The 13,469-nt window shown below is 61.7% G+C and carries 13 protein-coding genes and 4 pseudogenes; 4 read left to right on the forward strand and 13 right to left on the reverse strand.

Translation table 11 applies throughout. From position 1 onward, the window contains the following. Nucleotides 1-104: 104 nt before the first annotated feature. From NKH04_RS29015 to trbB, 12 genes and pseudogenes are all read right to left on the reverse strand, one after another. Nucleotides 105-392 carry a DUF2274 domain-containing protein gene (locus NKH04_RS29015; protein WP_352474823.1) on the reverse strand — a complete coding sequence of 96 codons (288 nt, stop codon included), beginning with the start codon at nucleotides 390-392 and terminating at the stop codon, nucleotides 105-107. Between the two features lie 32 nt (nucleotides 393-424). Further along, nucleotides 425-541: pseudogene (locus tag NKH04_RS29020) on the reverse strand (DUF2274 domain-containing protein); the annotation flags it as partial. Continuing rightward, the gene (locus tag NKH04_RS29025) at nucleotides 538-1,752 is read right to left on the reverse strand and encodes a TraB/TrbI/VirB10 family type IV secretion system protein (protein ID WP_353023674.1); all 1,215 of its coding nucleotides are present in this window, start codon (nucleotides 1,750-1,752) and stop codon (nucleotides 538-540) included. The gene NKH04_RS29025 and the pseudogene NKH04_RS29020, both read right to left, overlap by 4 nt. Continuing rightward, the gene (trbG, locus tag NKH04_RS29030; protein ID WP_353045349.1) at nucleotides 1,749-2,810 is read right to left on the reverse strand and encodes a P-type conjugative transfer protein TrbG; all 1,062 of its coding nucleotides are present in this window, start codon (nucleotides 2,808-2,810) and stop codon (nucleotides 1,749-1,751) included. Before trbG ends, NKH04_RS29025 begins: the two co-directional genes overlap by 4 nt. Then, on the reverse strand, nucleotides 2,810-3,496 hold the full coding sequence (gene trbF / locus NKH04_RS29035; protein ID WP_353023677.1) for a conjugal transfer protein TrbF: 687 nt from the start codon (nucleotides 3,494-3,496) through the stop codon (nucleotides 2,810-2,812). Before trbF ends, trbG begins: the two co-directional genes overlap by 1 nt. Next, nucleotides 3,496-4,860 (reverse strand): P-type conjugative transfer protein TrbL, encoded by a 1,365-nt coding sequence (gene trbL, locus NKH04_RS29040; protein WP_353023679.1) that lies wholly within the window; start codon nucleotides 4,858-4,860, stop codon nucleotides 3,496-3,498. Before trbL ends, trbF begins: the two co-directional genes overlap by 1 nt. Next, the gene (gene trbK-alt / locus NKH04_RS29045; RefSeq protein WP_352474828.1) at nucleotides 4,857-5,225 is read right to left on the reverse strand and encodes a putative entry exclusion protein TrbK-alt; all 369 of its coding nucleotides are present in this window, start codon (nucleotides 5,223-5,225) and stop codon (nucleotides 4,857-4,859) included. Before trbK-alt ends, trbL begins: the two co-directional genes overlap by 4 nt. Before the next feature lie 12 nt (nucleotides 5,226-5,237). Beyond that, entirely contained in the window at nucleotides 5,238-5,987 is a 750-nt protein-coding gene (gene trbJ, locus NKH04_RS29050; protein ID WP_352542695.1) for a P-type conjugative transfer protein TrbJ, read from the reverse strand. Further along, nucleotides 5,984-8,491, reverse strand: coding sequence for a conjugal transfer protein TrbE (gene trbE, locus NKH04_RS29055; RefSeq protein ID WP_353023681.1), 2,508 nt, complete (start codon nucleotides 8,489-8,491; stop codon nucleotides 5,984-5,986). Before trbE ends, trbJ begins: the two co-directional genes overlap by 4 nt. Before the next feature lie 11 nt (nucleotides 8,492-8,502). Further along, complete coding sequence (locus NKH04_RS29060) at nucleotides 8,503-8,766, reverse strand: VirB3 family type IV secretion system protein (protein WP_352474832.1); 264 nt, start codon at nucleotides 8,764-8,766, stop codon at nucleotides 8,503-8,505. Then, on the reverse strand, nucleotides 8,766-9,029 hold the full coding sequence (locus NKH04_RS29065; RefSeq protein ID WP_352474837.1) for a TrbC/VirB2 family type IV secretion system protein: 264 nt from the start codon (nucleotides 9,027-9,029) through the stop codon (nucleotides 8,766-8,768). Before NKH04_RS29065 ends, NKH04_RS29060 begins: the two co-directional genes overlap by 1 nt. 74 nt (nucleotides 9,030-9,103) lie before the next feature. Continuing rightward, nucleotides 9,104-10,120 carry a P-type conjugative transfer ATPase TrbB gene (trbB, locus tag NKH04_RS29070; RefSeq protein WP_353023683.1) on the reverse strand — a complete coding sequence of 339 codons (1,017 nt, stop codon included), beginning with the start codon at nucleotides 10,118-10,120 and terminating at the stop codon, nucleotides 9,104-9,106. Between the two features lie 258 nt (nucleotides 10,121-10,378). On the opposite strand from trbB, the gene NKH04_RS29075 reads away from it, so the two are divergent. The 3 genes and pseudogenes from NKH04_RS29075 to NKH04_RS29085 form a co-directional block, all read left to right on the forward strand. Continuing rightward, complete coding sequence (locus NKH04_RS29075) at nucleotides 10,379-10,636, forward strand: type II toxin-antitoxin system VapB family antitoxin (protein ID WP_352474834.1); 258 nt, start codon at nucleotides 10,379-10,381, stop codon at nucleotides 10,634-10,636. Next, a pseudogene (locus NKH04_RS29080) lies at nucleotides 10,636-11,008 on the forward strand (type II toxin-antitoxin system VapC family toxin). The gene NKH04_RS29075 and the pseudogene NKH04_RS29080 overlap by 1 nt, the downstream one beginning before the upstream one ends. A gap of 331 nt (nucleotides 11,009-11,339) precedes the next feature. Beyond that, a pseudogene (locus tag NKH04_RS29085) lies at nucleotides 11,340-11,567 on the forward strand (helix-turn-helix domain-containing protein); the annotation flags it as partial. A gap of 869 nt (nucleotides 11,568-12,436) precedes the next feature. On the opposite strand, the gene NKH04_RS29090 reads toward NKH04_RS29085, so the two are convergent. Further along, nucleotides 12,437-12,562, reverse strand: coding sequence for a hypothetical protein (locus NKH04_RS29090; protein ID WP_352474836.1), 126 nt, complete (start codon nucleotides 12,560-12,562; stop codon nucleotides 12,437-12,439). Nucleotides 12,563-13,321: 759 nt separating this feature from the next. On the opposite strand from NKH04_RS29090, the pseudogene NKH04_RS29095 reads away from it, so the two are divergent. After that, nucleotides 13,322-13,469, forward strand: a pseudogene (locus NKH04_RS29095) (glycosyltransferase family 4 protein); the annotation flags it as partial.

Below are 13,469 nucleotides of genomic sequence, written 5' to 3' on the forward strand. Positions count from 1 at the left end.
GGATGACGGCTTCGGGTGATGGCCGTGAATTGGCCCGGAGCAAGCGAGCTTCCGCTTAGGGTCGGAACCGGCATTCCGCTTAGGGTAAAGCCACTGGGACAGCTTCAGGCGGAGCCATCACCTTCAGCACCGCTTCGCGTCGTGCTGCTGGCCGGAGACGCCCCTCTTTGGCGGGCACGGCCGGCCTTCGCCTTACGACTGCGCCAACCGCGATCCGAACCGACGAAGGCCTCCAGCATGTGCGGAATCAGGGCAGCGGTGTCCACGGGTTCATAGAGCCGGCTGTGCTCGGCCGCGTACTGATCGAGTTCCTCCTTGAGAGGCTCCGGCAGGATGATGGTCATGCGGACGACGCCAACCTTCGGCAGCCGACCGAGCCTCAGATCTGGCATTGTTCACCTCCTGCTTGTGAGACAAAGACATGTTGCCTGTTCAGATAATCTGCGTAGGCGACGAGGTCGCGATGAACGGCGGCAGGCAGTTCGACGGTGATCTTGACCGGACGGTTATCGGGAATGGCGGAGCGTTTCAGCTTGGTCATGACGGACCCTTTGACTTGCCGTAAGGCACAAGAACAAGGTCGCGATTGACAATCACGCGAACCGGAAAACCGGGCCGCACCGTGAGCGTCGGCTGCACGTTGAGCTGATTGCGCACGATCTGCTGGCCAATATCGGAGGCCGAGTCCTGCGCGCTTTCGCGGATGGCCTTGGCGATTTCGCTTTCGTCGTCGCTGGACCCGAGCGATGTCCCAATGCCCAGCAATGTCGAGAGCGCTGCGGCCCGGAACATCTGGCCCCAATGATGGTCAACTTCGTCTTCAAGGCCAGAAAACCCTTGCGTGTCTGCGCCCTGCTGGCGCTCCAGCACGATCGATGTGCCATCGGGCATGATCAGCCGGTTCCAGACCAGCAGCACGCGCGACTGACCGAACGCGACCTGGCTGTCATACTGGCCGATCAGCCGCGCACCCTGCGGGATCAGAAGGTATGAGCCGGTTGGGCTGTCGTAGACATTTTCCGTGACCTGAGCGGTGATCTCGCCGGGCAGGTCGGAGCGGATGCCGGTGATAAGGGCAGCTGGAATGACGCTGCCGGCTTGCACCACGTAGGGCGAGGCCTTCTCGGCGAGCCGATTGGGGCTGATTGTGCGACGGTCTGGCTCGGCATTGACGAAGGCCAGCTTGCGATCCTGCACGTTTTGCGCGGCGCCAGGATCGATCGGTGGCGGCCCAAGCGGCGGAGTCAGACCAGATTGGGTGTCCGGTCCGATGACCCTGCTGCCAGCCTCCTGTCGTGTGGGACCAGGTCTCGTGTTCGTATCGGTGAAGAGCTTCGCCACGCGTGCGGCCTCGATCTCGGCCAGTCGGCGCTGCTCCTCCGGATCGGCGCGCGGGCCACTGACGTTGGACGCCCCAATCGGCTGGCCGCGCTCCTGCGCGCGCAAGATCGGCCGGCCCAAATCGCCAGGCAGCGCGGGGCCGAGTTGCGGAACACCGGCATAGTCCTTCGGCAGCTTCTGTAGCCCGTCGGCCGTTGAGCGGTTTTCGGTGGTGAAGAGCTCGGACGGCTGTTCGGTTCCGCGCTGTCTGGTGTCGAGCGCCCAAATCAACGTGCCGAGGATCGCAGCGCTGGCAACTCCACCAACGCCTATCAGCACCTTGCGCGACAGTCGCGTGACCCTGGCCGGTTCGGGCCGAAGGCGCAGTTCCGCTCGAATGTCCTGGTTGGGTGCATTTGCAGGGTCGCTCATCGGAACAGCCTCGTGCTGGGCGAGGTTCGTTTGCCGTCCGTACGCACGATGCGGACGCGCTTTTCGCTTGTTTTGTCGCCGAGCCTCAATTCAGCGGCGGCAAACAGCCGATCAACGACGTAGTAGTTCTGGCGAGCACGGTAGTTGACCAGCTCCGAGCCGCCCGATGGGCCGATGACAAAGAGTGGCGGCATTTCACCTTGCCCTATGCCAGACGGGAACTCGATGTAGACTTTTGCACCGTCATCGAAGGCGCGAAGCGGCCGCCAGGGCGCCATGTCGCCTTCGATGCGATAGCGGAAATTCAGTTTCTGGATGTCGACGCCGGACGCGACCGGCTGTGCGGCGGAAGCCTGCGCGTTCTGGCGCCGCAGCGCAATCAGCTGGTCCTGCGGGTACTGCCAGGAGACCGAAGCCATGTAGGTCTTTTCGGTCGAGCGCAGCTCGAGATGATAGGTGCGGCGGTCGCTGTTGATGACGAGATTGGTCTGCAGATCCGGCCGTGTCGGCTTCACAAGAATATGGACCTGCTGGCGCTCCCCTGCCCCACTTTGCGTATCGCCGATGATCCAGCGCACCGTGTCGCCGGCGGCCACAGGCCCGGAGCCGACAAGCTGCTCGCCGGGCTGCAAGGCGATGTCGGTGACCTGGCCGGGCGCGGCATAGATCTGGTAGAGCGCGCCCTCACTCCAGGGATAGAGCTGGATGGCATTGACGAACCCGTCGCGAACCGGCTGCATCCTTGCTGCCTCGTTCGCCTGGCTGATACGCTGCTTCGGATCGGTCGGCTCCGGCTTCACCTTCGTAGCGTCGACTGGTTTCAACTGACCAGGCAGCGGAAGCGGTTTCGGCACTTCCACCACTTTGACCGGACCAGGCGGCTCGACCCTGCGCACCGCAGACACCGCATCGTCGTAGGCGATTTCCGGCGGAATGTATTTCTTCGATGCACAGCCGGCGAGCGCCGTTGCCGACAGCAGTGTCAGGGCAAGCCTACGTGCCTTGGGCGCATTGCGCGTGGCCGGTCTCGCCGATGTTCTTGTTGGTGCTGCACCCATCATGAAAACTCCTTCGACCAGCTGATGGCGTTGACATAGACGCCAAGCGGATTGGCTTTGAGCCGGTCAGCGTCGCGGGGTTGCTGAATCACGATTGTGAGGATTGCGGTCCAGCGCTCCGTGCCGGCCAGGTTGCCATTCTCGTAACGGCGCTCGATCCAGGCGACGCGAAAGGAATCGGGCGTAGCACGGATGACGCTGGAAACCTCGATGGCGATCTGGAGTTTGCCCAATTTGGCAAAAGGGTCGTTCAACCGGGCGTAATCATTGAGGGAAATGGCGCCGCGGTCTGTGGTGTAGTCGTAGGCGCGCAGCCAGTTTTGGCGGACGATGACCGGGTCGGCCGGAATGCCTCTGACCTGTTCGATGAAGCGGGCCAGATGCCAGGCGATCTGCGGATCGGTCGGCCGATAGTCGGCAACGGCCGGAGCGACAACCTGCGCTTCGCCGAACTTGCCGACTTCCACCACCCAGGGAACCACTGAGCCGCGCGTCGACTGCCAGACCAATGCGGATGCAAAACCGCCGGCCAAGACGAGAGAGCCGAAGGCCATCAGCCGCCAGTTCTTCGCCTGGACGCGAGCCGAGCCGATGCGCTCGTCCCAAATCTGGGCTGCGCGCTGATATGGCGTCTCAGGGTGAGGCGTTTTTGAGTAACGAACAAAAGGGCGTCTAAAGGGTGTCATCAGCGGTCGTCCTGATCGAGGGAAACATTCATCGAGCCGCCGCCATCATTGCTCGAGTGGACCGAATGGGCGGCGATGCTGGCGCCATGGCTCATGGCCTGGCTGCGTTTCATGCGTTTTGCCCATGCTGGCGGAGAGTCGGCACTGGCCCCGGTGGACGGCCAGTCGCCGGAGGAGGCCGTGCCCGACGATCGCTCTCCACTCGTCGCAGTCCAAGCCGCAAAGCGGCCGGCCTCATAGCTGTCGGACAACGCCGTCGCAGCGCGTGACATGGCCTGCTTCACCGGTCGAACGGCAGCGCTGGCACCGGCCCTGGCGACACCTGCCACGCCGGCGGCGACCGAGCCTGCACCACCTCGTCCAGATGTCGCTGCGCCAAGCTCCCAGGCGGCCGAAGTGCTGCCGGCCAGGTGTGCGCCACCGCGTGCGGCCGCTGCCGACATACGCACCCCGGCATTGAGTGCGCCAGCGCCGCTCAATCCGGTGCGAGCACCCATAGCGCCGGCCGCGCCAAGGCCGCCAGCGACGAGGCTCGTGCCAACAGCGGCACCTGCGCCAAGTTGGGGGGCACCAGAGACCAGCCCCGTCGCAATGCTTGGACCGAAGATCGACAGCCCCATCAGCGACAGGGCGCCCAGGACAAGCGACAGCGCATCCGTGATTGTGGGCTGTTCCGCGCCGAAGCCTCGGGTGAACTCGGCGAACAGCCCCGAGCCGATGCCGACGATGACGGCAAGGACCAGGATCTTCACGCCGGAGGCAACGATGTTGCCGAGCACTTTTTCGGCAAGAAAGGCGGTCCGGTTGAACAGCGCAAAGGGGAGCAGCACAAACCCGGCAAGCGTCGTCAGCTTGAATTCGACCAGCGTGACGAAGATCTGGACGGCCAGAAGAAAGAACGCAATCAGTACTATCGCCCAGGCGATCATCAGCACTACGATCTGGACGAAATTCTCGAAGAACGAGACGTAGCCCATCAGTTGGCTGGCGGCCTCGAGGATCGGATTGCCGGCATCGATGCCGACTTGTGCAACGCGGCCCGGCTGCAGCAATGCCGAGCCTGAAAGTGCCGAGCCTCCAGCCTTCAGGCCGAGCCCGGAAAAGCTCTCGAAGACGATGCCGGCCAGACGATTGAAGTTGCCGATGATGAAGGCAAAGAAGCCGATATAGAGAGTCTTCTTCACTAGCCGGTGCAGGACGTCCTCATCAGCACCCCATGCCCAGAACAGGCCGGCCAGTGTGATGTCCATGACAATGAGGGTCGAAGTAAGAAACGCAACTTCCCCACCGAGCAGACCAAAGCCGGAATCGATATAGCGGGTAAACGTCTCCAGGAAGCGATCGATCACGCCGGTGTCGTTCATGGCGCCACCGTTTCCGGATGGAGCCGGTCTTCCGCGCTAGGCGGAGTTGGCGGTTGGAGCGGCAGCATTCGGCTCTGGTCCTTCTCGATCCACGGACCCGCGTTTGGCGCGATGGGGCGGGATGGTTGCAGGAAGCGTCGGCGGCTTTCCGCCCAGGCTTTCCTGCAGGCGTCGTCATCAATCGCCGCCATGCCAATGTCCCGGCATCGGGCAAGCTCGACCCCAGCCGGCTCGCCGCCCGGATATGCAGAGCGCGGGGAGGACGCGTTCTGCGAGCCGCCGCCGCGCAGCGCCATGGAGGCGGCGGTCATGGCGGCGCCAAGGGCAAGAACGGCTGTTATCCGGGCGGCGATCTTGAGATCCATGCGGTCTTTGCCTCAGTCGTGGAACATTTTTACAGATGACGCGCTGTAGCTGCTGCCCGTCATAAAACGGCTGAACTGTTCCCGTGCCTGCTCCTGCGCGGCCGCCCGCCTCGCCTGCTCAAGGGCTTCGGCTCGTCCTTGTGCGGCCAGCATCGCAGTGAGGTCGGCAACTTGCTTGGCTTGGACCGCGAGGAGCTGGTTGCCGGCCTGCGTCGCCTGAAGCAAGCCGACGGCGGACTGGCTGGCACCGACCAGCGCACTCGTCTGCTCTTGTGTCGCGGCGATGTTGTCGACCGCGACGGCGCCCGCCTTCAGCGAATGCTCGAAGGCCGACACCGAGGTCTGCCAGCGTTGACGCGCGCCGTCGACAAGCTGCTGGCTGGAGAGATTCGAACCGAAATTCTCGTAAGCGGAGGTAAACTGGCTCTCGACCTCCTGGACGCTATAGGCCAGCTTGTCGGCCTCGCCGAGCAGGCTCTTCATCTCGGCAAAATTGGCCTCGATCTGGCCCAGCAGCGAGGTCGGCAGCGAAGTGAGATTCTTCGCCTGGTTGATCAGCATCTGCGCTTCGTTCTGAAGCGAGGTGATCTGGTTGTGGATCTGCTCCAGGGCGCGCGATGCCGAAAGCAGGTTTTCGGCGTAATTCCTGGGATCGAACACGATCAGCGCTGATGCTGGTGCCGATGACAGCGCCGTGGCCACGGCGATGGCGCCGGCTGCCGCCACGCGACGGATACGGCGACCTGCAAGAACGGAATTCATGACGAAATCTCCTCGGTGGACTGGTTGATCAAGTTGGTGAGACCTGGGATGAGGTCGGCCGCCCAGGACAGACTGCGCTCCGCTAGCCAGGCCTCGAGGAAATGGTCTCGGCCGGCCTCGGCGACGATCCGGCCGATCGCGGCCTGGTCGGATTTGGACGATGTGGCGCAGAGCGCCAGCGCGATTGGACCGAGCCCTAGTTCGAACAGACGATTGCCGCGGCGGCTTTGACAGTAATAGTCGCGCTTCGGTATCGCCCGGGCGATGATCTCGATCTGGCGATCGTTGAGACCAAAGCGTCGGTAGATCTCGGTGATCTGCGGCTCGATGGCGCGCTCGTTGGGCAAGAACAGCCGCGTCGGGCAGCTTTCTACTATTGCCGGCGCGATTGGCGATCCGTCGATGTCGGAAAGCGACTGCGTGGCGAAGACTACGCTGGCGTTCTTCTTTCTCAGCGTCTTCAGCCATTCGCGCAACTGGTCGGCGAAACCGCCATCGTCGAGCGCCAGCCAGCCCTCGTCAATGAGCAGCAGCGTCGGCCGTCCATCCATCCTCTGCTCGATGCGGTGGAAAAGGTAGGCAAGCACCGCGGGAGCAGCACCCGTGCCAATCAGGCCCTCGGTTTCGAACGCCTGGACGGTGGCTTCGCCGAGTCGCTCATGCTCGGCATCAAGCAGCCGGCCAAAAGCGCCGCCGATGCAATAGGGACCAAGCGCCTGTTTCAGCGGCGAGGACTGCAGCAGCACGGATAGGCCAGTTAATGTCCTCTCCTGGATTGGCGCAGAAGCCAGCGACGTCAGCGCCGACCATAGATGTTCCTTCACCTGCGGCGTGATGACCACGCCTTCCCGCAGTAGAATGTCGAAGAGCCAGGCGGCCGCCCAGGCCCGCTCTGGCGTATGATGGATGCGGGCAAGCGGCTGCAGCGACACGGCCTGAACGTCGTCCGACAGATCGGCCAAGGTGAGCGAGGGCAACGGATTGTCAGAGCCCTGTCCGCTTTCAGCATTGCTTCCGAGATTGTGCCAATCACCATTCATGGCGAGCGTGGCAGCGCGGATTGAGCCACCGAAATCGAAGGCAAAGACCTGGCTGTTCTCGTAACGCCGGAACTGCAGCGCGATCAGCGCCAACAGGACCGACTTGCCGGCGCCCGTCGGGCCGATGACAAGGGTGTGGCCGACGTCTCCAACATGCAGGCTGAACCGAAACGGAGTGGCGCCCTCCGTCCTGGCGAAGAACAGCGGCGGCGCTCCAAGATGCTCGTCCTCGGTCGGACCTGCCCAGACCGCGGAGAGGGGAATCGCGTGCGCAAGGTTGAGCGTGGAAAGCGGCGGCTGGCGAACATTGGCATAGACATGGCCGGGGATGCCGCCCAGCCAAGCTTCGACAGCGTTGACGCCCTCGGCGATGCAGGTGAAGTCCCTGCCCTGAACGATCTTTTCGACTAGACGCAGTTTTTCGTCGGCAATCGATGGATCAACATCCCAGACCGTCATGGTGGCGGTGACATAGGCTTCGCCGATCTGATCAGAGCCCAGGTCCTGGAGCGCCGCGTCCGCATCGGCCGCCTTGTTGGCCGCGTCCGAGTCGACGAGAACAGACGCCTCGTTGGTCATCACCTCCTTGAGGATCGCGGCAACGGATTTCCGTTTCGCGAACCACTGACGGCGTATCTTGGTCACCAACTTGGTCGCCTCGGTCTTGTCCAGCATGATCGCCCGCGTTGACCAGCGGTAAGGGAAGGCAAGCCGATTAAGATCGTCGAGAATCCCCGGGAAGGTCATCGTCGGAAACCCGATGATAGTGAGTGTGCGCAGATGCGCATCGCCAAGCCTCGGATCGAGTCCGCCGGCCAACGGCTGATCGACAAGCAGTGCGTCGAGATGCATCGGCGTTTCTGGCACGCGAACGCGATGCCGCTTGGTCGAAATGGTTGAGTGCAGGTAACTCAGCGTCTCCCCGTCATCGAGCCAGTCAGCTTCGGGAACGAAGCCCCCGATGAGGTTGAGCGCGCGATCGGTGCGATCGACAAAAATCTTCAGGAGTTCCCAAGGATCGACGCCGGTCTTTTCCCGGCCTTCATAGAGCCAGCTCTCCATTCGCGACGCTTCCTCAGCCGGAGGCAGCCACACGAATGTGAGAAAGTAGCTGCTTTCAAACAGCACACCGGAGGCTTCGAACTGTTCGCGACGCTCGATGTCGAGAAGTGCCGATGCGCAATCCGGGAACCGGCTGTCTGGGTAGCCGCTGGCAGGATTGCGCTGCGCTTCGACAAAAATTGCCCAGCCGGAGCCGAGCCGGCGTAGCGCGCCGTTGAGCCGCGCGGTCGTGCCGACCAGCTCCGCCGGCGTGGCGGAGTCCAGGTCCGGCCCGCGAAAACGCACTGTCCTTTGAAAGCTGCCGTCCTTGTTGAGCACCACGCCCGGCGCCACCAGGGCGGCCCAAGGCAGATAATCGACGAGGCTGGCACTCTTCTTTCGGTATTCCGCGAGGTTCATCATGATGAAGGACCTCAACAGCCGAAGTGCGAGGGATAGCGAAGGTGCCGGCGTGCCACATCGACGAACTGCGCATCGCGCTTTGCCGCCCAGACGGCCACGAGATGTCCGACCAACCAGATGATGAGCCCTGCGACCCACAAGCGAAGTCCTAATCCGACCGCGCCGGCCAGCGTACCGTTGGCGATGGCAACCGCACGCGGCGCGCCGCCGAGCAGGATCGGTTCGGTGAGTGCGCGATGCACCGGCGCGAAAAAGCCGCGGACTTCCTCCTCCATCAGATCAGCGCTCCGCCGCCGAAGGAGAAAAAAGACAGGAAGAACGAACTTGCCGCGAAAGCGATCGACAGGCCGAAGACGATCTGGATCAGCCGGCGAAATCCGCCCGATGTGTCGCCGAAAGCGAGCGACAAGCCGGTGACGATGATGATGATCACCGCCACGATCTTGGCGACTGGCCCCTCAATCGATTCGAGAATTTGCTGAAGCGGCTCCTCCCAGGGCATGGAGGAACCGGCAGCATGGGCGGGCGCAATCGTCATGATCGCGGCGGTCGTCGCATACGACAGCTCCACGGCAAGTTTGCGGACAGCCGATGAATTGAAGCGGATCGGGGTCATTTTGAAGCTCCAAAGGGCGAGTGGTGATTCACGGTCATTGTGGTCTCGAGATTTGCTTCCAGGGTGCGGTAGTCACCGGTGGCCGGATCGAGCCCGTCGACCAAGGCGATTTCGACGAGCCGGCGCGCGGAACCGCGGCCGGCGAGGACGGCGACGAGGTCTATGGTTTCGGCTATCAGCGCGCGCGGGACCGTGACGACGGCCTCCTGTACGAGCTGTTCCAGTCGCTGCAGTGCGCCAATGGCAGAATTGGCGTGAATGGTGCCGATGCCGCCGGGATGGCCGGTGCCCCAGGCCTTCAGCAAATCGAGCGCTTCGGCGCCACGTACCTCGCCGATCGGGATGCGGTCGGGCCGAAGCCGCAATGATGACTTCACTAGATCGGACAGCGAGGCGACGCCGTCCTTTGTGCGCAGCGCTACAAGATTGGGCGCAGCACACTGCAACTCGCGTGTGTCCTCGATCAGCACGACGCGCTCGGCGGTTTTAGCCACCTCCGCCAAAAGCGCGTTGACGAGCGTGGTCTTGCCCGTCGATGTGCCGCCGGCCACCAGCACATTCTTGCGTGTCTCCACGGCAAGCTGCAGGACGTCAGCCTGGCCTTCGGTCATGATGCCGGCAGCGACATAGTCTTGAAGCGTAAACACCGCGACCGCCGGCTTGCGGATGGCGAATGTTGGTGCCGTGACGACAGGCGGCAAAAGGCCCTCGAACCGTTCACCGGTCCCAGGCAGTTCAGCCGAAACGCGCGGCGAGCCCGAATGCACCTCCGCACCGACATGGTGCGCGACCAGCCTGATGATCCGTTCGCCGTCTGCCGCGATCAGCATTTCATTGCTTGCAGCCAGTCCTTCGCTGAGACGGTCAACCCACAGGCGACCGTCGGGATTGAGCATCACCTCGACAATGGCTGGATCGTCAAGGAAGCCTGCGATCGCCGGGCCGAGGGCGGTGCGCAGCATGCGCGCGCCGCGCGATGCCGCTCCCTTACTGGCATGATAGTTGGTCGCCATGCGGGTCCCCGTTTCTCGCCACGAACTGGCTCTTGCCGCGGTCGGGGATCATTAGAAAAGGCAGGAGCGCCGGCCTTGCAACAAGCAAAACCGGCGATCGTGGCATGACGTGCAGAGACTTGCGAAATGCGGTGCCGCGACCGCCTGGCGATTGTGGTGGTCAATCCGGCGCGGGTGTGGGCGAAGGCTAGCAGGTATGTTGAAGAGCTAGAGAATTGTGGTAGAAATTGCCAGAAAGGTAGATTTTTGGAGTTTCTCGTGTCCCTGAACATCAAAAATCCAGCCACCGTTGCTCTCGCCGATGAACTCGCACGCCGCCAGGGTATCAGTAAGACAGCAGCCATTCATCAGGCCCTTAGCGAGCGCTTGCACCGCTTGGGCTTTGGAGAGACCGCTCAGGAGCGTCTGCTGGCAGAATTGCGCGCCATCCGAGAAAGAGTGGCACGATTGCCTGAACTGGATTGTCGCAGCGACGAGGAGATCATCGGGTTTGACGAGCATGGAATCCCTAACTGATGGTGATCGATACCTCAGCTGTTGTAGCGATCCTTCGGAGCGAGCCTGAGGCAGCAAGGCTGGAACGAGCGCTGGTCTCCGACCCAATCCGTCTGATCCCGGCAAGCTGCGTGCTCGAGGCACGCATGGTGCTGGTCAGCAGGCGCGGCGAACACGCGTTGGCTGAGATCGATCTTTGGCTGCGCAAAGTCGAGGCCGACATCATTCCTGTCGACTCCGAATTGGTTGATCTGGCGACCCAGGGTTGGCTGACCTACGGCAAGGGCCACCACCTGGCGGCGCTGAATTTCCTATGCTTTGGCAAAGCGTGGAGACGAACCGCTGCTTTTCATCGGCAAAGACTTCTGCCAAACGGATATCGAACCGGCATGAGCACGAGATTGTAAGATCATCGGCTGTCTCCAGCTTGAACCTGTAATAGCGCCCAATTAGTTTCGGCCCTGTCGGCTGGGCCTGCATCGAGGGGCGTCATGCCAATTGGTCCAAAAGCAGAGCAAGCTGGCGTCTTTCGTCCTTCCGATCTGGTGCTGCTGGGCCGCGTCTTGGATGGTTTGGAAGTTGAGGGCCAATCCAGCCGGCCAACTTGTAACTCAGACATTCACGGCCGCGACGCTGGCTGCACCAATAAATGATGGGCCTCGTCGAAAACAGCCCTGGGGAGGGCCCGAAGCTCGCTCGCTTCGTAGGTGAGATGCTCGAGATAGGCGACCGGCTGCCGATTACCCATGAATTCCTGTCGGTCATGTTGGGTGTACGACGGCCGGGCGTCACCGTGGCACTTCAAATGCTGGAAGGCCGCGGTCTGATCAGGTCAAATCGTGGCGAGGTCATCGTCCGTGATCGAACTGGTCTCATCATCTTGGCAAACAGCTCATATGGCCAGCCGGAGGCGGAATATGCCCGCCTGATCGGCGAGCAGGCATCTCCATGATCCAAGCCAATATCGAAGTCCGCCGATGGGATGAGACAAACTGCCTAAAACGGCAGGCCATCGCTAATGCTGGGCGGGGGGTCTCGATCCGCGAAGGGCAACCCGTGCTGGTTCCGTGGAGTGAGGCACGCCAAGTGTCTCCCTTCCGCAAAGATTGATACTTGAGACTGGAGGCTCTGTCAGCGCCGTTGGCGACCAGAGCAGGATATGGCTGCCAGTCCGCGCGGGAACTACCATCCAGCCGCAGTCGACGTGTTGTCCGGGTCCCGGCCAGCGGTCGTCGGCCTGTTCGGCCAGAGTTTTCAGATATGAGGCTTGTGCGGGGGTCATCTCCGCTGACCCAATCTTCCGGGTCTTTTCCGAATTTGCCGATGCCTCGATTTTTGGGTTGTGCCGATCGCCCATGGTCAATCCCCCTTGATTGATCAGCTCAATGAGAAACGATCATGATTTGTTCCGCTACATTTGGTAGGCTTTCTCAGACCGTTTGCGGGGCTGCTCGTCACCGACCTGGTCAGTGTGTGGGATCGGCCGGAGTAACGTCGACGCCTGACGCCTATGCCGACGGCCTTAGCAAGGCGGGAGCTTTTAAACGCATTGATGCACTCGGGGAAAAGTTAGGCCTGTAGCGTCCGCCCGTGGCTTTTCGTCTCCAGCGAAGGACAGCCGATCGGGTTGGATTGGGACAGTTTTGCTGCAGGTTGTGACCCGCGCAATGAAATTTTCTGAATTCAGTGCATCGTGGCTCGACTGGCGATCGAGAGGACAAACGGCGGATGGGAGCGGCTCATAGGGTACAACAGCCCGGCATTCGCCCTGAACCCACCGAGACCTCGCGCCCGCCGGTCGAATCCTACTGTCGAAACAGATCAGGACCTTCCGATGAGGGCGATGGTCACCAGAGACACAAAAAGGACAAGGGCGATTGCAGCGCCCCAGAAGAAGACTTTTTCGGTGCCGCGTTGCTCTTCCTCGCGAGATATGTCTTTCGCCATTGCATGCATCCTTCGAAGGTCAGCGACTGAGCAACGTGATGTGCCAAGGCTGGGTTCCGATAAACTACTTGCCCGCTTCGCACTGTAAGACAGCTCTCGGAATGAAACTCCAACCGTCGGTTGGTGGACGCATCGCAGCTGGTGCATCTAAAGTTCGCGTGGTCCGCGCGCACCGGGCATGCCCGACCCCGAGCCCCCCGCTCGGTGCAACACGTTTGATCGACCCGCCGCATCAACCTGTGCGGCGGGCTTTTTTCCTCACGCGATGGAACACCGGCGCTCAGGAAAAGTTCTGCCCACGCAGCAAACTCTTTCCCTCATTTTTTTGCTGCCAGATCGGATATCTCCGATCGGCCCGCGTCGTTCTTATCCTCCGGCGACGCGGGCTCGCTGTCCTTGCTCGGTCGAGGAGCCACAGAACAAACGAAAGCACGATGCTGTCAGGACCCGGTGCCAATCGGAGCACAAAACGTGAAGTTCTCACGTTGGAGCTTGCGCGGATCCTGGTCAACCGTAGCGGCATATGTGAGGCGGGAGCGCCATTCTTTTTCTGGGACCGGTGAAACATTTCTCGTGGATCGCAGTTCTTGGATGCAGAGGAGTTGAATAAGGGAAACCTGATTGCACGGGAGGAGCACGGACGGCACAACTATAAATACGCTCTGCATAGAATACTTCGCAACGGGAAGCTCTCGCTTGTCTTGGTTGCCGTCGAAGCTTGTTTGAAAGACGGCGATCGCCGCCGAAAAGATTTTCTAAATGAAAATAGCCCAGATCGCACCGCTAACCGAATCCGTGCCGCCCCGAACCTACGGTGGAACCGAGCGAATTGTTTCGTATCTGACCGAAGAACTTGTCCGACAGGGCCACGAGGTGACGCTGTTCGCCAGCGCCGATTCTCGTACCT

Origin of the sequence: Mesorhizobium sp. M1365, assembly GCF_040317865.1 — a bacterium.
Classification (GTDB): domain Bacteria; phylum Pseudomonadota; class Alphaproteobacteria; order Rhizobiales; family Rhizobiaceae; genus Mesorhizobium.